The sequence below is a fragment of the Chloracidobacterium thermophilum B genome, from assembly GCF_000226295.1.
Classification (GTDB): Bacteria; Acidobacteriota; Blastocatellia; order Chloracidobacteriales; family Chloracidobacteriaceae; genus Chloracidobacterium; species Chloracidobacterium thermophilum.
Genome location: NC_016025.1, coordinates 364,287 through 384,315, shown reverse-complemented (window position 1 = coordinate 384,315; position 20,029 = coordinate 364,287). Strand labels below are relative to the sequence as shown.

The following is a 20,029-nucleotide window of genomic DNA, read 5'->3' as shown; positions in this document are numbered from 1 at the left end:
GTATCCCGGTGAAACGCCACAGGAAACTACAGGTTCATTTCAATGTTGAAGAACCGCCGATACACGCCAAAGAACGTCCCAAACTGGGGCGCGCCCGTGTTGGCAAACACGTTGCGCGGGTTGAAGTGATTGGTCAGGTTGAAGATGTTGACCGTGACGTTGACGGCTTCGGTGTCAATTTTCCGCCCGAATGCGCCCCGGCGCACCCACTGCGGCAGGCGAATCTTCTTTGTCACGGCCAGATCAACGGCCATAAACCGTGGGTAGCGGGTTGTGTCGGCATTGCGGCGGCCGATGAAGTTCTGGGCTTCGTCCACGACGCTGTAGGGAAAGCCGTCCCGCCACTCGAAGATGGGCGCCAGCGTCAGGTCGCCCGGCAGGGCAAAGACGCCGCGCGCAAAAAACCGGTTGGGCGCGTCAATCGGTGCATTGCCAAACTGGTTCGGACGCAGCACCGGGTTTGGCGTGTCGCCGAAGTACGAAATGAAGTCGTTGAGTTCGGCGCGGGCCCGGCTGCGTACGTAGGAAACAACAAACGTGTGACGTGGCGTGAGCTTGACATCGGCCGTGACTTCAAAGGCGCGGTAGCTGGCGCGTCCGGTGTTGAACATCTGGATGGCATCGGCTGACGGCTCCACATAGAAATCCCGGAACGTACGGCTGTCGAGATAGGCCAGCTTGAGCAGCGCGCGCGGATGGAGTTTGCGCGCCAGTTCAAACCGGAAGGAGCGGTTGTAGGGCACGTCATACCGACCGTCCGGGCGTGCCAGGGCGAGCGTCAACGGGCGCGCCGGGCCGGGTGTTGTGCCATCCGGCGCAAAGCCGGTGCTGACCGGACGTGGCATCTGGCGGAACGCCAGCGCGTTGAGCAGGATTTTGTCATAGAACAGCCCGAATCCGGCGCGCAGAATGGTGTTTTGCTCTTTGCCGGGCGCATAGGAAAGGGCAATGCGTGGCGCCACGTTGAGCTGGGCCGCTGCCTGTTGCCATTCCAGCCGGAGCCCGTAATCGAGTTGCAGGTTGGGGCGGATGAGCCACTGATCCTGGGCGTAGCCGGCGACTTCGACGTTGCTGGCCGCCAGGTTGCCGGGATTGGCGTACACGATGCGTTCGGCCAGCGTTCCGTCGGCGCGCCGGATTTCAACCGGACGGTTGAGCACCCAGCCCCGGTTGCGGGCGGCGCTGCCGTCCACGCCGAACTTGATCTGGTGCCAGCCCCCGGCCTCGAAAGACGCCAGTGCCGTGGAGAACTGGAGCTGGTAGCGTTCCGTCGTGCGTTCCGTCTGACTGAAAAAGTTGCCGGTGCGCCCAAAGGGCGTGATGGCAAAGGGCGCGTCCCCCTTGCCGAAGACGCCGGCGCCAATGCGCTTGTAGCTGAAGCGCGTCTCACTGAACGAGCCGGCCGCGGTGGCGAAGCGGTGGATGCCGGCCAGGGTGACATCGCGGGTGCGCCGATTCGCCGAAGCCGGCACGGGGTTGAAAAAATCCAGATCAACATTGCGCAGCCGCTGCCAGGCCAGATTGACCGTCGCGGTCAGGCTCTGGCGGGGCGACAGAATGACATCGAACTGGCTGAAACTCCGCGCGGCATACTTGCGGATTTCGTTGTCCGGGCTGGCCAGTCCGCGCACGATGGCTTTGTCCACAATGCCTTCGAGCGCCTGGGCCAGAAACACCCGGTCGCGGATGAGTGGACCCGTGATGGTGGCGCGGGGGGAGACGTTGGCCAGACCGAAGATTTTGCCGTAGCGCGCGCGGACGGACGGGAAAAAGTCATAGAGGCTGTACTTCCACTGCTGGCCGCCGGGCTTGGTTTCCAGTCGTTTGACGCCGCTGGTGAACTTGCCATATTCCGGCAGGTAGGGATTGGTGAAGATTTCCGCCCGTTGGAGGGCTTCCAGCGGGATTTCGACCTGGAACCGTCCGGTGGCCGGGTCGTTGCTGAGGCTGCCGTTGACCAGAATGGCCGCCTGGTCTTCACGCGCGCCTTTGATGCTCGTGCGGCCGTCGTTGGAGCGGATGACGTTCGGCACCGGGGGAAAGGCCGTCAGGATGTCGCGTCCGCGGGCGGGCAGGATGCGAATCTCGGCCGGCGTCAGGCTGGTGGTTGCCGTGGCCCCCCGGGCAATGAGTGGAGCTTCCTCGTCGCCGCGTACTTCGACGATGTCGCCAGTGGCAGGGCTGAGTTCAATGGGCTGTTCGAGGAAAGCGCCCGGTGCGACGGTGTAGTTTTCGTCAGTGAGAAGCGTGTAGCCGGTGGCCGTGACGGTGAGCCGGTAGTCTCCGCCAGGGGCCTCGGTAAACACGGCCTTGCCGTTGGCATCGGTGACTTTGGTCAGCACGGGCGCGGTTGGCGAGCCGGATTTTGGCGTCAGCGTGATGGTGGCCCCCGCCAGGGGTTTCCGCGTTGTGCTGTCCGTGATGACGAATGCCACGACACTCGTCTGCTGTTGTGCCGCCGTTCCGGTCGCTGTCCCAAAGAACAGGGTGGCGCTGATTGTCCACAGAAGCACACCAACGAACCAAAGTTTGTTTGCGAACCAAAGTTTGTTCGCCACGCCGGCGTCGCCCTCCTTTCTGGCAACTGGACGTGTACAACTTTGCCCGGCCGGGTACGTCTGTGACTGTTCAGACACACACTGCGCCGGAAGATGCCGCGTCAACGCCTTTTTCCGCACAAACAACAAGCTTAAATGAAGACTTTTCAAGGTTTGCAGATTTTTTTGTGCAGATGCGAAAAAAAAATCTTGACACAATGCGTTATCGGGGGCTAGTCTGGGAGCAGCCTACGGGGCTGTATTTCTGATGAACAGGAGTTGATTGTTGCCATGACACAACCGAAGCCAAAAGCGACCGAGACCTCTGACCGCCAACCTGCCCTGGCTGACCCACTGACGCTGGCTATGCAGTCTTCAACCGAGGCCATGCTGGACATGGCGAAAGCTTCCCGGGCGTTGACATTTGCCTCGTTGCGGGCTGGATTGTCGGTGCAGGAGGAAGCGATGAAGTCAGCCACGGTGGCTTTGACCGGGATGGAGCGGGCGACCATAGCCGCCGGTGAGGCGGCCCGTGAAATTGCGATGGCGGGGATGGACGCCACCCGTGCCACCCTTGAACAGTGGAATGTGCTGGTCAGTGAAGGGCTGCGGAAGCAGATGGAGTTGATGGCCTTTCCGGTCAGCCAGTCTGTCAAGTAAACTCGCCAAAACGTTCACCGGCGGGAGCGGCGTGTTCGGCGCCGGCTCTTTCCTGACCCGTCAGCGCCTGTCGGGCACTGACGGGTTGCCCGCTTCGCAGGACAGCCGGCTTTTGCCGGAAAGGAAGATTATCACCCGACGACAGGACAAACGAAACGATGGCCAGGGCGCAAGCCGAAGCAAAATCCAACCGGGGCACCAAGCCGAACCCGTCCGCCAAGCCGTTTCCGCAGGTGTTATATGAAACGGTGACACGAACTTCCTCTGCGCAGTGGGACAGGCTGTTGCGGCATCCCTGGTTTTTGCGCCCGGTGTCGCTTTACCTTCAGGGCGTCCTGACGCTGGTTGAGCGCAGCCGCATGGTGGTTGGATTTGGGCTGCGGCTGATGAACGTGCCGACGCGGGAAGAGATCGCCGCGCTTGACCGCAAGCTGGACAGCGTTCAGGAGCAGCTCGACGAGCTGACCGCGCACCTGGTGCGGAGCGAACCGGCGGCCAAAGTGACCAGACCGGCGGCGGCGCGCAAGCCCACAGCCCGCCGGACGACCACCACCCGCCGCCGGACAGCACGGGCGGCGTCCCCGAAATCTGCTCCAGAGGCGGCACCGGAGGCGGCGGCTTCCGATGCGGTGGAAACTTCCTGACCTTGTTGCCTTTGAGTGAATTTCTCGAACAGTGGCAGTGGCGGCTCGACGGCTGGTGGCTGCGCCAGACCGAACGCCAGCCGTGGGTTGGTTGGTCGGGCTGGCACGTGAACCGGTGGCTGGATTGGATGTCCTGGACCGGTGCGGCCCAGCCGTGGCATCCCTTTGCCATCGCCCAGGAAACGCGCTGCCAGATGCAGTTGGCGGCTGTGCGGTCCGTGGCACCGCCGGTGGCCACAACGCCCTGCCTGGTGACGCCGCTCGTTGGGCCGACGCAGTTGCGCCACTATGCGCCGGTTCAGAACGGCCGCCGGACTTCGGCGCTACCGGTGCTGATTGTCAACTCGCTCATCAACCGGCACTACATCTTTGACCTCTACGCCGGGCGGAGTCTCGTGGCGTTTCTGGCGGGGCAGGGACACCAGGTGTTTGTTCTTGACTGGGGAACGCCCGGCAGGGACGAATCCCGGTGGCGTCTGGAAGATGTGCTGGAGGGCGTCATCGGACGCGCGGTTGAGGCGGTCCTGTCTCAAACCGGTGCTGCCCAGGTGCATCTGCTGGGATACTCCATGGGGGGCGTGTTGGCAACGACCTACACGGCGCTCCATCCGGCGCCGGTGCGAAGTCTCATCCTGCTGGGGACGCCGGCGGATTTCGTCCGTGACACGCCGTTGCGGACGTGGCTGGCCGACCCGGCTTTCGACCCGCAGTGCGTGGTGGCCGTTTTTGGCAACCTGCCAGGCTGGCTGGTCAGTGCTTCCTTTCGCGGCATCAAGCCCATAACCTACACCACCAAGCCCTGGCTGATGTGGCTGGATACAGCCGAGCGGGATACACATCTGGCGACGGAAGTCTGGCTGGCGGATGCCGTTCCCCTGCCGGGACAGTTCTATGCTGATTTTGTCACGACCTACTACCGCGCCAACGCCCTGTGGGAAGGCACGTTGACCATCCAGGGGCAGCGCGCGGCCCTGGCGCAACTGGACTGTCCGGTGCTCAACATCATCGGTCTTCTGGATCAGATTGTGAATCCGGCCAGCGCCGCCGCGTTGGGAGAACAGCTTTCACCGGCCCGCTACCGGGAATGCAGGGTACGGCTGGGCCACCTGGCGTTAGCTGTTGGGCGCGGAGCGCTGACGACCGTGTGGCCGACCATTGACCGGTGGCTGGCTTCCCACGCGCACGTGTGACAGCCTTGGACTCGTGGCTGTGTGTCTGGCGAGACCGCCGGGCTTGACAGCCCCCTCCGGGAAGCGTTTGCTTGGCAGTAGAACCCTGAACCAACCGGACGTGTCCGGTTTTACCTGCCAGAAGCCCTATGAAAAAGCCCCGTTACCGCCTTCAGCCCGTTCTGGAAGTACGCGAGCAGGTCAAGAAAGAGGCAGCGCAGCGTCTGGCAACGGCCCGCCAGGCGCTGGCGGAGGCCGAAGCCGAGCTGGCACGGCGGCTGGCGGCTGTGGATGCCTGCCGGCAGCGGCAGGCCGAGGCTGATGCGAAGCTGGTTGCGGCTTTGCGGGCCGGCTCAGCGGCGCATGTCCTGCTGGCGCACCGTACCTTTCTGGCTGACCTGAAAGAAGAAGAACGGCGTTTGCGCGCCGCCGTCGAGCAGCAGCGCGCCGTCATACAGCAGGCCGAAGCCGCCGTTGAAGCTGCCCTGCAGGGTCTTATCGAGGCTTCCAAAGAGGTGCAGGCCATTGAAAAGCACAAGGAAAGCTGGCAGCAGTCCCGCAAGCTGGAGGCTGAACGCCGCGAAAACAAGGCCAATGACGAGTTTGGCACGGCGCGTCATGGCCGGCGGGACTAAGCCGCCGGAATGGTATGGTTTACCCGGAGCTTGACGATGCCTTGCCGGTAGTGTTACCAAGCAACAAATTTGTCGTACACCATACACTTTTGTCCAACATCAACCAAGCATATCAGTTGTCGCCGGTTGACCTGCCTCAAGATTTCAGATAGGGAGAAGCTAATCATGATACGCCAGATTCGATTTGGGTTGGGATTGGGTACGGTGTTGCTGACCGGATGGCTGGCCAGCGATGTCGTCTGGGCACAGATGCCCACCATGAAGCGCGAGGAACGCATTCTCGGCGACCGGGCCGGCGCCAACTACAGCGTCCTCGAAGGCGGGATGCGCGTGCCGGCGACCGTGACCCAGATTAAGCCTGTTGAGCAGGTGGTCATCATTCTGGATGGTTCGGGCAGCATGGTGCCGATTTACCCGCGGATCGTGGAAGAACTGCGCAAGGCACTGCCGGCCCAGATGGCTGTTCCTACGGCCATTGCCCGCTTCAGTATGCAGAAAACGATGTTGCAGGACTTCACGACCTCCCGGGCCACCCTTGACAGTGCGTTGGCCAGGGAGCAGCAGTTGTGGTCCGGCGGTGGCGCCAAAGACGATACGATGAAGTCGATGACCAACATTTATGGCGTGCTGACGGCGTTACAGGAGATTATTGGTAACAAGATGACGCACTGCATTGTCGTCACCGATGGCAATGACAGTTTTGCCGAGCGCATTGACCTTCCACGCATCATCAAGGAAAACATGGTGGTGTCGTATGTCAACTGGGCCTACCGCAGCTTCAGCGCCCGGGTGGACGAAGAAAATGCCGTTCTGGTGACCGGCAGTGGGTCGCGGCGCATGGACATCCCGAACGTAACGCTCCGCTTCGTCGCCCGGCAAACCGGCGGTGAAGTGGTCAACTATGACGACTGGAAAGCCTTTGGCGCGTATTTCAAGCGCCGTCTCAGTATGCCTGGTGTGCTTTATCGGGCAACCTGGGAGTCCACAAATCCTGAAATACCGTTTACACTGTCGGCGCGGTGAGGCCGGAAGCTCCGGCCGTTTGATCGCATTGTTTTTTTTTACAGGTCTTTCAACTCTTTTTTTGGAGAACCCATCCGATGACGCGCCATCTGAAACTCGCATGTGCTTTTGCGCTGGCTGTTGCGTTGGCAACGGCGGCGTGGTTCCCGCTCTCTGGTCATCGTGTCAGCGCACAGGGCGCGCAGGCGGCGCAACTGATGCCGCGCGGTGACGTCAAAATCAATGGCAACCCGGCGGCCGGCAGTATGGCTGTCGCCAGCGGCAGCCGCATCACCACTGGCAAGACCGGCTACGCCATCCTGAGCATTGCCAATGTCGGGCAGTTCTACATGGGTGACAACAGTGAAATCGTTGTCAACTTCCTGGCCGACCGGGTACGGATCGAACTGGTCGCTGGGATTCTCCGTTGCATCAAAAGCAGCGGCTCATTAGTCCAGGTTTTTTCAACCCGGTGCACCCACATTGATGTCATCAAAGGCAATGTGGCGATGTTCGGCGGACCGGAAGCCTCAGCGCCAACAATCGAGACGATTGGTGAAGCGCAGGCCCGGGATTACCCGGAAAATGCCTACATTCGTTTTGACTCAACCGGCATGGATGATTTCCGGTGCGCTGTATTTGACTGCGCCGTTTCGGCCTCGCCAGCGCTGCCGGTGATTCCACCAGTTGCTCCGGTGATTGGTGCCAATCCGGGTGTGTTGGCGACAGTTGTGGCGGCCGGGGTCATTGGCGGCATCATTCCGATCATCACGACCGGTCAGGATGACGCGCCGGTAAGTCCCGTGCGTCCCTGATGCCTGTGCCTGAATGCTTCGGCGGCCTGGCGCTGACAGCATGAAGCCGCGGCGCCTCATTCTTGGTTTGTCTCTGACGCTCATCGGCGGCTTCGGGTTCTGGCTGTCCTGGCAAAACGAAGCCGCCGATGATGTTTGGCAGCAACGTCGCCCGCCAGCGTCCTATGAAGACCTGCTTCAGGCGGCGACGCGCGCTCCCCTGAACCCACGCCTCTGGGGCGCCTTGGGGCTGTCCTGCCTGCTGGACCCACAGCACCTCGACTATCAGGAATCAGAACGCCACCTTCGCTATGCTTTGACGCTGGCACCCAACGACGTGCGCCTGTGGGGCTGGTTGGGGGATACGCTGGCTATCAGCGGGCAGGTGGCCGAAGCCGAGCACACCCTGCGGCAGGCCCAGTCCCTGGCCCCCAACCATTTCATCACGCAGTGGCGACTGGCCAATGCCCTGATTCGGGTCGGGAAGCTGGAGGAAGCTGCCCCCTATGCGCGGGGTGCACTGCGTTCAAACCCAACCCAGGCCATCCTGATGCTCGATCTGGGATGGCGAATTTCCAACGGCAACCAGTCGTATGTCGAATCATTGCTGCCGCCGGGCCTGCCGGGCGTGGAGTACCAGTACCTGCGGCTGCTCGTGCAGCAGCAGCGCGTGGCGGCGGCCGTCCAACGCTGGCAGGCGGTACTGGGGCAGCAGCCCGACCCGGAGCGGAAATACAGTACCGCCTTCATTCAGGATTTGCTCGCAGCCCGCGCCTATGAAGCCGCCTGGCAGGTATGGGCTGCCCTGCCCGAACGGCAACCGGCCGGCCTCGTGCGGACGGCTATCTACGACGGCGGTTTTCGTGAACCGGCGGCCAGGGTGCCCATTTTTGAGTGGCGCTTTCAGCAGAATGAAGCCGGTGCGCGGCTGGCGCTCGACCGGGCCGCCGATGTCCCGGTTGGGGGCAATGCCCTGCAAATTGCCTATGACTCGCCGGGCCCGGCCTTTTACCACGCCCGTCAGCTTCTGGCGCTGCCGCCGGGCGCGTATCGGCTGACCTACTTCGTGCGCAGCCGTGACCTGGTGGCGGCTGCGCCGCCGGTCGTGGAATTGCAGGGGGTGGGGAATCCGAAGTGGCGTGTGCGTTCCCTTCCGCCCTGGCGTGAGAACCAGCCATGGCAGCGCGTGGTGTGTGAATTTGCCGTTCCGCCGGAAGTTGGCGCTGTTGAGTTGGTCATCCTGCGCCCGTCGGAGTGTCTGACGCCGGGGACCTGTCCCATTTCGGGAACGGTCTGGTTTGGTGGTTTTGCCCTCGAAGTGATTTCCAAAGCGCGCTGATGCCATCTTCCGCACCGCACCATTTCCGCCAACGGTTGGATTCCCCGGACGAGCCGTATCCCGCCTCCCGGTTCAACGCGGCGCTTTTTGTCGGCTTCCTGTTGTGGTTGGTGTGGCTGCCGATGCCGTTTGGTTCGGTTGAGGGCTGGGCGCGCCTCATCCTGCACGCCGGCGCTTTTGGGCTGACGCTGGTGCTGGGCATCCAGACCTGGCTTGGACAGCGGGAAGTCAACCTCACGGCCGGGGCCGTGATTGGTTTGGGCGTCATTGGACTGGCTCTGGTGCAACGGCTGCCGGTGCCCGGAGTGCAGACGGTGGATGATTTCTACACCCGCCAGGCGACGGTTCATCTGCTGGCTATGGTCTGTCTGTTCGTCGTCAGCGCCAACTTCTTTGCTTCTGAAAAGCAGGCGGTGCTGTTTGCCTACGTCTTTGTCGCCTGGGGTGGTCTCTTTGCGCTCTATGCCATCATGCAGCACTTCATCGGACAGGGAAGCTACGCCGCATTGCGGAAGCTGCTGGGAATGCCCTTCGGCACCTTTGTCAACCGCAACCACTACGCCGGGATGATCGAACTGCTGGCCCCTATGGCCGTGGCCCTGGCGGCCCAGCGGCGGCGTGGGACTGAAGACGATGTGCGGTGGCTCTACGTGGTGGCAGCAGTGGTCATGCTGTTGTCCCTGGCGCTATGCGCTTCACGCGGCGGTTGGATTGCCGGGGCCGCCGGGACACTAACCGCGGTGGCGCTCGCCGCGCGGGTGCAACGGCGCTGGCGACGGGCGGCTCTGGGCAGTCTGTCGTTGATTCCGCTGGGGGTTCTCGTCGGCGTCTGGTGGATGGGCATTGATCCCCTTGTCAGCCGCCTGCAAGCCCCCGGTGAGTTGCCGGCCACGGCCGACCAGGTGGCACGCAATGTCATCTGGAAAAACACCCTGACGCTTGTGCGCGAGCGTCCGCTGACCGGAAGCGGGCTGGGAACCTTCCAGATTGCCTACACCCGCGTGGATACGTCCAACGGGGTGAATCGCGTCGAGCAGGCGCACAACGACTACCTGCAACTGCTGGCCGAAACCGGTCTCGTCGGTTTTGCGCTGGGCATGGTCTGGCTGGGGTGGTTTTTCCGGCGGGTGCGCCAGGGGTTCCGCCGCCGGTCAGGGGAGCGCCGGGCAACCGAATGGACATACGTTCACCTGGGCACGGTCAGTGGATGCGTTGCCGGGCTGGTGCACGCCTGTTTTGACTTCAACTGGCAGATTCCCTCCAATGCCGCCTACTTTGTGGTTCTGGCAGCGCTGGCAACAACCACTCCGGCCCCGGAACCATTGGCGGACACGCCTCCCGAAGACTGAAGTGCCGCTGGGCTTTTTCAACCGGGTTCACCCGGGCTGTTTCAGCGTTGGGTGCTGGCGCTCATCTGGGCGAGGGTTTCGTCCTGCATGGCCATCAGGCGGTCAATGAGTTCCAGCAGCCGCAGTGACTGGTGCAGTTCCTGGGCTGCCCGTTGACGCTGCGGCTCCGGTAGGGCCAAGGCTTCCGGCGCAGGGATGTCTTCCGGCAGCGCGCGGCGCCGACGGCGTTCCGGGTCGGGTTCTTCCTCGTCACGCGGCAGGACGGCCAGCAGACGGCGTGCATTGCGTTGCTGGCGGTCAAGGAGTTTGCGCAGCAGCTCGCGGCGCATGGTCGGGGTGAGGTGCCGTAGTGCCACGTCGTTGCCGAGCGGGGGGAGAATCGTCCCCGGCATGGTTGGCTGCTGGTTGAGACCGAGCAGTTCTTCCGTGGCCGAAGCGCCGCCGGTGGCCCGGAGCTGTTCGGCGGCCAGCACCTGCGAGGGGTCACGTCCCAGCAGGGCATCGGGGAGAATGTGTTTCTGTCCTGGTACTTCCGGGGCCGGGAGTCCGCGTGGCTGGCCGATTTCGCCCGGCTGACCGATAGTGCCCTGGACGGGGTTGAACCGTGTACCGCCGACCCGTTCGTGGCTTCCGCCGGCTGAGTTGGTCGAAGGCAGGGGCTGCCGCTGATTGACGCCGCCGACTTCTGGCATGGATGTGTGCCTCCGGGATGGGGAAAGTCGTGGGTAAGTCGTTGGGGGGCGTGCTGGACGCCGCCCGGATGCTGTGAATTTGGCCGTTTGGGGGTGGATGGTAAGCGAGCCGGCTGGCTGAGAAAAGGGCTTTTGTCGGTATGGCTGGAACGCGCCTGTAGGGTGTGGCTGTTCGTGGGCTGGTGGGGGTTGCCGGTTGTGGGGGCCACCAGGCGTGCAGAAGACCTCCGCTGTTAGTTACCTGCATCTGATAATGAAAAAGATAAGTTGTCAGGAATAACCCTTGAAGCACTTTCTACGACCACAGCCTTTGAAGCACTTTCTACGACCGGGGATGGGTTTCCGCGACGGTGTAAGCCCAGCGCAGGACAATGGCGATGGCTTCGTAGAGGTTTTCAGGGATTTCGCTGTTGACTTCAAGTTCGTAGAGGGCGCGTGCCAAGGCTACATCCCGTTTGATAGGTACGCCGGCTTCCTGGGCCACCTTGCGAATCTGGGCGGCAATCAGGTCCGCACCCTTGGCCGTAATCTGCGGCGCCTGCATCGTTTTGCGGTCATAGCGCAGGGCTACAGCCACGTGCGTCGGGTTGACCAACACGACATCCGACTCACGGACGGCCTGGGCGCTGGCTTCGTTGAGCAACTCCATGTGCAGCGCCCGGCGTTCGGCTTTGATGTGCGGGTCGCCTTCCTGTTCCTTCCACTCTTCCTTCACTTCCTGCTTGGTCATTTTCAGGTCCTGGATGTGGAGGAACTTCTGAAGGAAGAAATCCAGCGCCCCCAACGCCACGAAACAGATGGCCACGGCCAGACCCAGTTCAACGATCTGCGCCAGGATGAACTGGCTGGTTTCCGCCGGGGAGACCCGGGCCAGCGACGGAAGCATGTGCCGCGAACCAAGAATGGTGTAGCTGGCGATTCCCGTGGCAATGACGAGCTTGAGGATGGTCTTGGCAAACTCGATGTAGGTGCGTGACTTGAAAAACTTTTGCTGGAAGGCCGTGAAGGGATTGAGCCGGTTCATGTCCGGCTTGAGTGCTTCGGTTGAAAACAGCGCTCCAACCTGGATGTAGCCAACCAGTGCTGCCAGAATGAACACCACCAGAAAAAGCGGCGCCAAGGTCAGGGCCAGGGTAGTCAGCCCTTCGAGCAGAACATCACCAGCCGTGGCCATATCCAGCTCGCCCCTGAAGGTTGCGGCCTGCTGAATGCTTTTTTGGGTGAGTCCGACAATCTGCCCGCCGATGAAGTTGCCGGTGAGAAGAAAAACAATGCCCATGGACCCGACAAGCAGCGCCGCTGAAACCAAGTCCTGGCTTTTGGCCACCTGTCCTTTTTTGCGCGCATCGTCGAGCTTTTTTTGAGTCGGTTGTTCGGTCTTTTCTCCGCTACTTTCCGACATGGGACGGCGTCTCCGTCTTCAGGCGTGACAGGATGGAAAGCATCTTGCGGCGGAAATGCGGGTCATTGGCCGCCAGATTGGCCAGATCATCCGCCATCCGTTCACTGAGTGGGGATTCCCGGATGGTTTCCGAAAAACTAAGCGTCAGGAGGGATTGGGCCGATTGCCGTACGGCGGCTGTTGCTTCTTCGGGGTTGGCCAGGTTCGACTGCGCCGCAATAGCCGCCAGAGCCGACCGGGCGGGGTTCTCCACGCTGCCGGTTGTGGATGTTTCGGCGGATGCGTCCGTTTCAGCGGTTTCGCCGAGTCCCTCGATGAGATTTCCAAAGAGTCCCCCGGCACGCTTCTTGCTCTTGACCGGTTCAGATGAGGTTGGACCTGAACCAAATGGCGACCCCGGACGGATTTTCATGGGTGCAGCTCCTTTCGTCTGGCAGACAGCCGGGCGCAAGTGCGAAGTGGCTGAAAGCACCGGGGACGAACAAATATCATTCGGTCAGCGCCGCGAGAGTATCGAGTAACGCTTGAGCCGTCACGGCGTGCGGCGAATCGCCGCCTTCCGCAATAACGGCACGTAGCCGCTCTTCGCCTTCCTCCCGTGATCCACGATAGAGCAGAATCTCACCCAGTTGCACTTGGGCGTGCAGACTGTTGGGAGAACGGGCAAGAACGGACTCACACAACTCCTGGGCGCGGGCCAGCTCTCCCTGCCGTATCAGAACGCTGGACAGTCCCAGCACCGGCAGTTCCAGATCAGGGCGAAGGGCGGCCACGCCCTGAAAAACCGTGGCCGCCTCGTCATAGCGCATGACATCGCGCAGGAGAAAGCCGGCTTCCAGAACAGCGCGCAGTTCGTCATCCGAAGGTGTGGGCAAAACCGACATTGCAGACTCTGGCCCCGACCAGTGGCAGTAAAGCTGCCGAGCTACTTGAGGTTCTGAATGGCAGCCATTTCACTGTCGTGGCGCGCTTTCATCAGGTTGCTAAGCATCTGGAACTGCTGCGACAGGCTGTTGACACGGTTTTGGATAGAGAAAAGCTGCATCTGCTGGTGGTACTGCTGGGCCAGCATGACTTCGGCATCAGCCAGGCCCGGCAGATTTCCGCCGCGCAGGATACCACCCACGATGGAACCCACGCCGGGGGCGACGACATTCAGCGCCCCACCGAGAATGCCGCCAAAAATGCGGCCAAACCGTCCCGGCTCACGTCCTGGAGTGGCTCCCGGCTGATAGTTGTACGGTGAGGAGGTAGGAGGTTGCAGTCCACTGATGATGGCATCGGGCATAATCGAGGTCTCCTGAGCACATTTTGCAGGTGTTGAGAGGCTTGCCTCATCCAAGGTTATCGTCGGCAACCGGCTGTTGTTGCGTCCAGTGTCGGGAGGGTGGCTGATCGGCAGGTGATGGCCGGACGAACTGATTGCCGTCAGGACGGGTTCTGTTGCTGGTACAGGGCAGCCATATCATCCAGCAGCTTGCCTACGATATGCCAGGCTTGTGCCGCCTGCGAGGCCGTCGTCACTTCGGCTTTGCCCCCCTGACGGATGACGCGGTCAAGGGCATGCCGGGTGGCATCGAGCTGCCGGCGGAGCGCCGCCAGGTTGTCCGGCGACTGAAGCAGGGCATCAAGGGTTGGGTAACGCAGCAGTTCCGCGACCGGAAAGGTAGTGTCCGTCATGGGATTTGAGGTCGTCAGACAACAGGATACAGAGTGGTTACAGTGTGGCGCGATGCTAGCACAAAGCCGGCTTGAGATGGATGGGGCTTCTGCCAAACACCTGCCAGTGGGTGGCGCAGACGACCCACGACAGTCTGGAAACTTCGCCGGATGGTTGTCGTTCGCAACCGGCCCGACTATCTTCCTACGCTTTGGTGGGCGGTCATGTCGGTTGGCCCACCCTGGTGATGCAATGAACCGTTCCACGCCGTCCGCCTTGCCCGTCGCGCCTGTTTCTTCCCGTCCGGGAGATGGGGCTGCCCATTCCGTTTCGCAGCGGATTGCCGAAGCCTTTGCGCCGGAGGTGCGCGAGCGTGGCGAGGCACTGCTGCGTGAAGGCCGGGTGACAGCCGTCGAAGCCCAGGGCGACACGATAACGGCCAACGTTCGGGGGCGGATGACCTACCGGGTCGAGCTGCTGCACGACGATGATGTGCTCGTCGTGTCCTGTACCTGCCCCTATTTCGAGGAAGGGCAGGTTTGCAAGCACATCTGGGCGACGGTACGCTTGGCCGAGGAGCAGAAGCGGCTACCTGCGCCACCGGTCAACCGGCCCTTTCGGCTGTTGATGGCCGAGCTGGAGCGCCCGGATGAAGGCGATGAGTCGGACGAGGAAACGGGTGGTGGCCTGGTGTCTTCCAGGGGGGACAGCGCCCCGGCTGCCATCTCCACCACCGGGTGGCGGCGCTGGTTTGCCCAACTTGGACAGCAGGCCCGTCTGGCCGCTACGGATGTCGCCGAACAGGAAATTCTCTACCTCGTCAACATGGCGCGGACACTCGCCCACGGCATGCTCGTCGTGGATGTGTTTTCGCGCACACGCAAACTCGATGGCGAATGGGGCCGGCTGCGGGCGTCAGGCCTGACCGTCGGCCAGATTGCGACCCTGCCCGATGAGCGGGACCGGCAGGCACTCGCCCTGTTGAGCGGCATTCGGGAGCATGTGGACTGGGAGCAGGCAATGGATGCAGCACCGGTGCCGTCATCGGTGCGAATTCCCACCACGGCGTTGACGGTCGTCATGCCGCTGCTGTGCGCCACCGGGCGGTGCTGGTTGCAGATGGCGGATGAGGCCGACGCCCCGGCGCAGGTCGTGCAGCGTCCACCGCTGCGGTGGGAGCCGGAAGGGTGGCGGATGCAGCTTGAGGTCCAGCGGGTGGAAACGCCGCCGCACTACGTGTTGGTCGGCGGGCTGCGCCGGGGGGAGGAATGGCTGCCGCTGTCAGCGCCCCGGCTGCTGCTGGCCGGCGGCCTGGTGTTCTCGGAGGTCTCCGTTGCGCCGCTCCAGGATGAAGGTGCTTTCTACTGGATTGGTCTGCTGCGCAGGTCAGAAGCCGTGCGGATTCCGCTCGAAGACGGCCCCGACCTGGTGGAAAAGCTGTTGCGGTTGCCGACGCTGCCGCCGGTGACACTGCCGGAAGACCTGCGGTTTGAAACCTGCCAGGGGCAGCCCCTGCCGGTGCTGCGGCTGCGGGCCGGTGAAGGGCGTCCCGGTGAGGGCTGGTTGGGGGCAACGTTGGGTTTTGAGTACGAAGGTCACTGGCTGGAAGCCACAAGCGTCCAGCCGGGCATCTTTGATGCTCCCCGGCGGCGCTTCATCCGGCGCGATCTTGTCCGGGAACGGGCGGCGGCTGAGCAGTTGCGAGCGTTGGGTCTGCGCCCGGACCGCAGTCAGGCGGGAACGCCGGAATACCGGGTTCCGGTCAAACGTCTGCCGGCGCTGGTGCGCGACCTGGTGCTGCAGGGGTGGCGGATTGAGTCGGAAGGGCGTTTGTTTCGTCCACTTCAGAGTTTTGCGCTGGAAGTCCGTTCCGGGGTGGACTGGTTCGAGCTGCACGGCAACTGTGATTTTGGAACGGCGACGGCCCACCTGCCGGAACTCCTCCGGGCGTTGCGGCAGGGGGAGACGGTGGTCCCGCTGTCCGATGGCTCGCTGGGTGTACTGTCTGAGGAATGGTTCGAGCGGTATGGCTTTCTGGCGACGCTGGGCGAAGTGGAAGACGGTCATCTGCGGTTTTCCAGCGCCCAGATCAGCCTGCTGGATACCCTGCTGGCGGCACAGCCGGAAGTGCGGGTGGACGCCCGCTTTCAGGCGCTGCGTGAACAACTGCACCGTTTCAGCGGTGTTGAGCCGGCACTGGAACCTCCCGGTTTTGTCGGCGAGTTGCGTCCCTACCAGCGGGAAGGGCTGGGCTGGCTGCTGTTTCTGCAGCGGTTTGGGTTTGGCGGCTGTCTGGCCGATGCCATGGGACTGGGGAAAACGGCGCAGACCCTGGCGCTGCTCGAAACCCGGCGGGTACGGCGGCAGACCGAAGGCCTGCCGCCCTCGCTCGTGGTGGCACCCCGGTCGCTGGTGTTCAACTGGCGGCAGGAAGCCGGGAAGTTCACACCCCGGATGCGGGTGCTGGAACACACCGGCGTGGGTCGGGCGCGCTCCATTGAGCAGTTTGCTGACTACGATCTCATTCTGACGACCTACGGCACGCTGCGCCGCGACATTCTGCTGCTCAAGGACTTTGCTTTCGATTACGTCATCCTGGACGAAGCCCAGGCCATCAAGAATGCCCGCAGTGAATCGGCCAAGGCCGCCCGCCTGCTCAACTGCCGCCACCGGTTGGCGCTGAGCGGGACGCCGGTAGAGAACCACCTGGGGGAGTTGTGGAGTCTGTTCGAGTTTCTCAATCCGGGCATGCTCGGCGCGGCCTCGGTGTTTCAACTCACGGCGTCCGGCGGGCGGACGGTGGATGCCGAGCTGCAACCGCTGCTGGCCCGCGCGCTGCGGCCCTTCATCCTGCGCCGCACGAAAGAGCAGGTGGCGCGTGACCTGCCGCCCAAGACCGAGCAGACGATTTACTGCGAAATGGAACCTGAGCAGCGCCAGGCGTACAACGAACTCCGTGACCACTACCGCCGGACCCTGCTGGGCCTGGTGGATACCAAAGGGCTTCAGCGCACGCGCCTTCAGATTCTGGAAGCGTTGCTGCGGCTGCGGCAGGCAGCCTGTCATCCGGGACTGCTCGACCCGGCGCGGGCAGATGGACCAAGCGCCAAGCTGGATACGTTTTTTATGCACCTGGCGGAAGTGCTCGAAAGTGGCTCCAAGGTACTGGTCTTCTCGCAGTTTACAAGCCTGCTGGCGCTGATTCGGAAGCGCCTCGACGCCGACGGCATCACCTACGAATACCTCGATGGGCGCACGCGCAATCGCCAGGAACGGGTGGAGCGTTTCCAGCAGGACCCGAACTGTCAGCTTTTTCTCATCAGCCTGCGGGCTGGAGGCCAGGGCCTCAATCTCACAGCGGCGGAGTATGTGTTTTTGCTCGATCCGTGGTGGAATCCGGCCGTAGAGGCCCAGGCCATTGACCGCGCGCACCGGATTGGGCAGGTGCGCCCGGTATTTGCCTACCGGCTCATCGTCCGGGATACCGTCGAGGAAAAAGTCCTGGAGTTGCAGGCGACCAAGCAGGAGCTTGCCGACGCCATCATTACGGCCGACAATAGCCTTCTGCGCCAGCTCGAACGCGCCGACCTTGAACTGTTGCTTTCATAAGGGGCCGGCCATCCAACCGGAACAAAACCGATGCTTGATTTCACCCACGACGCCAGCCGCCAGAGTTGGGTCGCATCAGCCAATGCGGCTGACACGGAGTTTCCCCTTCAGAACCTGCCTTTGGGACGTTTTTCAGAACCTGCTCAGCCAGCGCCCCGGCTGGGTGTCGCCATTGGCGACCAGGTGCTTGATCTGACCCGCCTGGCGGCGACGCTTTCGCCTGTGGAAGCCGGCGCTGCCGCCGCGTTTTTTGCGGCTTGTGCGACCGGTGACCTGGCGGCTGTGTGCGCCCTGCCGCCGGAGGCGGTAACGGCTGGGCGGCGGTGGTTGTCCGACGCCCTGTGGGAAGGGGCGGCCGGTGTCACAACCCGGCAGGCGCGGTTGTCGCCGTGGTTGCTGCCGCAGGCGGCTGTGACCATGCACCGGCCGCTGGAGTTCAAAAACTACACGGATTTTTACGCCTCGGTCTTTCACGCGACGAACGTCGGCGCGATGTTCCGTCCTGACAATCCGCTGCTGCCGAACTACAAGTACATTCCAATTGGCTATCACGGCCGGGCATCGTCGGTGGTCGTCAGTGGGACGCCCGTCCGGCGGCCGCAGGGGCAGACCCGTCCCGACCCGGAAGCGCCGCCGGTTTTTGGCCCTTCACGCCTGCTCGACTATGAGTTGGAGGTTGGTATTCTCGTCGGACGGGGCAACCGGCTTGGCGAGCCGATTCCCATTGCCGAAGCGGAAGGACATATCTTTGGTCTGTGTCTGCTCAATGACTGGTCGGCGCGGGATATTCAGGCCTGGGAGTACCAGCCGCTGGGGCCGTTTCTTTCCAAAAGTTTTGCCACGAGTGTTTCGCCGTGGGTGGTGACGCGGGATGCCCTGGCGCCGTTCCGCTGTCCGGCGATGGCGCGGCCGGAGGGTGATCCGGCGCCGCTTGATTATCTGTGGAATGAGGCTGATCAGTCCGGCGGGGGCTTTGATGTCACGCTGGAAGTTTTTTTGACCACGGCCCGGATGCGGGAGCAGGGATTGCCGCCGGTACGGTTGAGTCAGAGCCGGCTGCGCGACCTCTACTGGACGCCGGCGCAGATGATTGCCCATCACACGAGCAACGGCTGTGACCTTCAGCCGGGAGACCTGTTGGGGAGTGGCACGGTTTCGGGCCCGACGAAAGACGCGCGGGGGTGTTTGCTGGAGCTGACCTGGCGGGGCAGCGAACCACTGGCGTTGCCGTCCGGCGAAACGCGGCGGTTCCTGGAAGACGGCGATGAAGTGACGCTGCGGGGTTTTTGTGAGCGTGACGGCTTCCGGCGGATTGGCTTTGGGGAGTGCCGCGGGCGCATTGCAGGCTAGGGAACAAGGGGGCGTACGGCACGACCGGTGCGCGTCACGCTGCTGGAAGGAAGCTATTTGAACAGCTTTTTCACGTGATCATCTGCTTCGCAGGCAGTGGTTCGAGTTCTGGTGCTTTCATGGTTCCTCCGGGGGCACCAGTGGCTCAATCATCCCGATCAACGCCGGCACATCATGTTGGACAATCTCCCACATTCTCGTCAGGTCAAGGTGAAAGTAATCGTGGGCGATTCGGTGGCGCAGTCCAATGATCTGGAACCACGGAATCTCAGGATGCGCGGCTCTCGTCTCGTCGGAGACCTTGCGCGCTGCCTCACCAATGTTCTCCAAGGCTTTGGCGATGGCGTGCTGGTGCAGGGAACTCTGTTGAAATACCCCCCAGGTCAGGTCCTTACAGAACTCGCGGGATTCTCGGGCAGCAATGAGCCTGTCGAGCAAAAGAGCCGAGTCACGCCACATAGATGTGCTCCAGGTGACTCAGGATATGTTTGCGCCGGATATAGTTCCTGCCCTGCTCAACCAGTCGCCGTTCGACCAAGTCCACCTTGCGTCCGAACAAAGACTCCAGTTCACGGGTCATCTCCGACTGGTCATGAAACCCCCAGTGGACACCCGGCTCAAAAGTGACCAACACATCCACATCGCTATCGGGCCGGAAATCCTCGCGCAATGCTGAACCGAAGATGGCGAATTCCCTGATGCGCCAGCGCCGACAAAAATCGGCAATCGCTTCGTGTGACAGTTCAATGCGCAGGGCCATGGCTATGTCTCCAGCAGGGTTTTCCGGGAGTTGATTGGCAATGGACAACATTACCATCTCCGGCAGGAATCTTCAGACGGTAACGTCTGATTCCTTGACGAAAGCGGCGATCCGGCGGGTGGCAAGGGCGATGTCCAGTAAGGTTGCCCATCGCGCCACATAGAACGTCTGCGCACTCTCCAGAATATGACGGCGATGAATCCAGTTGTTGCTGTGTTCCACGCACTGCCGCTCAACCAGGTCCACCGGACGTCCCAGAATCTCGCCCAGTTCCTGCCGCAGAACCGATCCAGACAGCCACAGGCGCTGCACCTTCTACGGCAGAACGCCTCAATCTTTTCCATTGGGGCTTGAATCGGCAATGGCATGACACCCTCTCCCACCAGCACAACCCAGGAGCGCGTTACGATACTCCAGCAGAAAATTC

Annotated in this window: 20 protein-coding genes; 10 read left to right on the top strand and 10 right to left on the bottom strand. The window is 62.3% G+C overall.

Going from position 1 to position 20,029, the window contains the following annotated elements; genetic code table 11:
- Nucleotides 1-26: 26 nt before the first annotated feature.
- Nucleotides 27-2,513 carry a TonB-dependent receptor gene (locus CABTHER_RS12675; protein ID WP_148264106.1) on the bottom strand — a complete coding sequence of 829 codons (2,487 nt, stop codon included), beginning with the start codon at nucleotides 2,511-2,513 and terminating at the stop codon, nucleotides 27-29.
- A gap of 315 nt (nucleotides 2,514-2,828) precedes the next feature.
- Here CABTHER_RS12675 and CABTHER_RS12670 point away from each other — a divergent pair, with 315 nt between their 5' ends.
- The 8 genes from CABTHER_RS12670 (at nucleotide 2,829) to CABTHER_RS12635 (ending at nucleotide 10,129) form a co-directional block, all read left to right on the top strand.
- Nucleotides 2,829-3,197: a hypothetical protein gene (locus tag CABTHER_RS12670; protein ID WP_014101056.1), complete on the top strand. Its 369-nt coding sequence runs from the start codon at nucleotides 2,829-2,831 to the stop codon at nucleotides 3,195-3,197.
- A 248-nt stretch (nucleotides 3,198-3,445) separates the two neighbouring features.
- On the top strand, nucleotides 3,446-3,841 hold the full coding sequence (locus CABTHER_RS12665) for a phasin family protein (RefSeq protein ID WP_148264105.1): 396 nt from the start codon (nucleotides 3,446-3,448) through the stop codon (nucleotides 3,839-3,841).
- Between the two features lie 2 nt (nucleotides 3,842-3,843).
- The gene (locus CABTHER_RS12660) at nucleotides 3,844-5,031 is read left to right on the top strand and encodes an alpha/beta fold hydrolase (RefSeq protein ID WP_041569975.1); all 1,188 of its coding nucleotides are present in this window, start codon (nucleotides 3,844-3,846) and stop codon (nucleotides 5,029-5,031) included.
- A gap of 128 nt (nucleotides 5,032-5,159) precedes the next feature.
- Nucleotides 5,160-5,645: a flagellar export protein FliJ gene (fliJ, locus tag CABTHER_RS12655; RefSeq protein ID WP_014101053.1), complete on the top strand. Its 486-nt coding sequence runs from the start codon at nucleotides 5,160-5,162 to the stop codon at nucleotides 5,643-5,645.
- Nucleotides 5,646-5,810: 165 nt separating this feature from the next.
- Nucleotides 5,811-6,668 (top strand): vWA domain-containing protein, encoded by an 858-nt coding sequence (locus CABTHER_RS12650; protein ID WP_041569974.1) that lies wholly within the window; start codon nucleotides 5,811-5,813, stop codon nucleotides 6,666-6,668.
- Between the two features lie 77 nt (nucleotides 6,669-6,745).
- Nucleotides 6,746-7,462, top strand: a complete 717-nt coding sequence (locus CABTHER_RS12645) for a hypothetical protein (RefSeq protein WP_014101051.1) — start codon at nucleotides 6,746-6,748, stop codon at nucleotides 7,460-7,462.
- 40 nt (nucleotides 7,463-7,502) lie between these two features.
- Nucleotides 7,503-8,780, top strand: coding sequence for a tetratricopeptide repeat protein (locus tag CABTHER_RS12640; protein WP_014101050.1), 1,278 nt, complete (start codon nucleotides 7,503-7,505; stop codon nucleotides 8,778-8,780).
- Nucleotides 8,780-10,129, top strand: coding sequence for an O-antigen ligase family protein (locus CABTHER_RS12635; protein ID WP_014101049.1), 1,350 nt, complete (start codon nucleotides 8,780-8,782; stop codon nucleotides 10,127-10,129). The genes CABTHER_RS12640 and CABTHER_RS12635 overlap by 1 nt, the downstream gene beginning before the upstream one ends.
- A 41-nt stretch (nucleotides 10,130-10,170) precedes the next feature.
- Here CABTHER_RS12635 and CABTHER_RS12630 read toward each other — a convergent pair whose 3' ends face one another.
- The 6 genes from CABTHER_RS12630 to CABTHER_RS12605 all read right to left on the bottom strand — a co-directional run bounded on the left by CABTHER_RS12630 (nucleotide 10,171) and on the right by CABTHER_RS12605 (nucleotide 13,903).
- Nucleotides 10,171-10,821 carry a hypothetical protein gene (locus CABTHER_RS12630; RefSeq protein ID WP_014101048.1) on the bottom strand — a complete coding sequence of 217 codons (651 nt, stop codon included), beginning with the start codon at nucleotides 10,819-10,821 and terminating at the stop codon, nucleotides 10,171-10,173.
- Between the two features lie 322 nt (nucleotides 10,822-11,143).
- Nucleotides 11,144-12,223 (bottom strand): EscU/YscU/HrcU family type III secretion system export apparatus switch protein, encoded by a 1,080-nt coding sequence (locus tag CABTHER_RS12625; protein WP_014101047.1) that lies wholly within the window; start codon nucleotides 12,221-12,223, stop codon nucleotides 11,144-11,146.
- On the bottom strand, nucleotides 12,210-12,635 hold the full coding sequence (locus tag CABTHER_RS12620) for a hypothetical protein (protein WP_014101046.1): 426 nt from the start codon (nucleotides 12,633-12,635) through the stop codon (nucleotides 12,210-12,212). The genes CABTHER_RS12625 and CABTHER_RS12620 overlap by 14 nt, the downstream gene beginning before the upstream one ends.
- A gap of 76 nt (nucleotides 12,636-12,711) precedes the next feature.
- Entirely contained in the window at nucleotides 12,712-13,107 is a 396-nt protein-coding gene (locus CABTHER_RS12615) for a tetratricopeptide repeat protein (RefSeq protein WP_014101045.1), read from the bottom strand.
- A gap of 41 nt (nucleotides 13,108-13,148) precedes the next feature.
- Entirely contained in the window at nucleotides 13,149-13,511 is a 363-nt protein-coding gene (locus tag CABTHER_RS12610; protein ID WP_014101044.1) for a hypothetical protein, read from the bottom strand.
- A 140-nt stretch (nucleotides 13,512-13,651) separates the two neighbouring features.
- Nucleotides 13,652-13,903 carry a hypothetical protein gene (locus CABTHER_RS12605; protein WP_014101043.1) on the bottom strand — a complete coding sequence of 84 codons (252 nt, stop codon included), beginning with the start codon at nucleotides 13,901-13,903 and terminating at the stop codon, nucleotides 13,652-13,654.
- Nucleotides 13,904-14,135: 232 nt separating this feature from the next.
- On the opposite strand from CABTHER_RS12605, the gene CABTHER_RS12600 reads away from it, so the two are divergent.
- Together CABTHER_RS12600 and fahA are read left to right on the top strand one after the other, a co-directional pair.
- A complete protein-coding gene (locus CABTHER_RS12600) occupies nucleotides 14,136-17,492 on the top strand; it encodes a DEAD/DEAH box helicase (RefSeq protein WP_014101042.1) in 3,357 nt (1,118 codons plus the stop codon).
- A 30-nt stretch (nucleotides 17,493-17,522) separates the two neighbouring features.
- On the top strand, nucleotides 17,523-18,842 hold the full coding sequence (fahA, locus tag CABTHER_RS12595) for a fumarylacetoacetase (RefSeq protein WP_014101041.1): 1,320 nt from the start codon (nucleotides 17,523-17,525) through the stop codon (nucleotides 18,840-18,842).
- A gap of 117 nt (nucleotides 18,843-18,959) precedes the next feature.
- Here fahA and CABTHER_RS12590 read toward each other — a convergent pair whose 3' ends face one another.
- The 3 genes from CABTHER_RS12590 to CABTHER_RS16155 all read right to left on the bottom strand — a co-directional run bounded on the left by CABTHER_RS12590 (nucleotide 18,960) and on the right by CABTHER_RS16155 (nucleotide 19,914).
- A complete protein-coding gene (locus tag CABTHER_RS12590) occupies nucleotides 18,960-19,301 on the bottom strand; it encodes a HepT-like ribonuclease domain-containing protein (protein WP_014101040.1) in 342 nt (113 codons plus the stop codon).
- On the bottom strand, nucleotides 19,291-19,602 hold the full coding sequence (locus CABTHER_RS12585) for a nucleotidyltransferase family protein (protein ID WP_041570138.1): 312 nt from the start codon (nucleotides 19,600-19,602) through the stop codon (nucleotides 19,291-19,293). Before CABTHER_RS12585 ends, CABTHER_RS12590 begins: the two co-directional genes overlap by 11 nt.
- A 72-nt stretch (nucleotides 19,603-19,674) precedes the next feature.
- On the bottom strand, nucleotides 19,675-19,914 hold the full coding sequence (locus tag CABTHER_RS16155) for a hypothetical protein (protein ID WP_014101038.1): 240 nt from the start codon (nucleotides 19,912-19,914) through the stop codon (nucleotides 19,675-19,677).
- Nucleotides 19,915-20,029 lie beyond the last annotated feature (115 nt).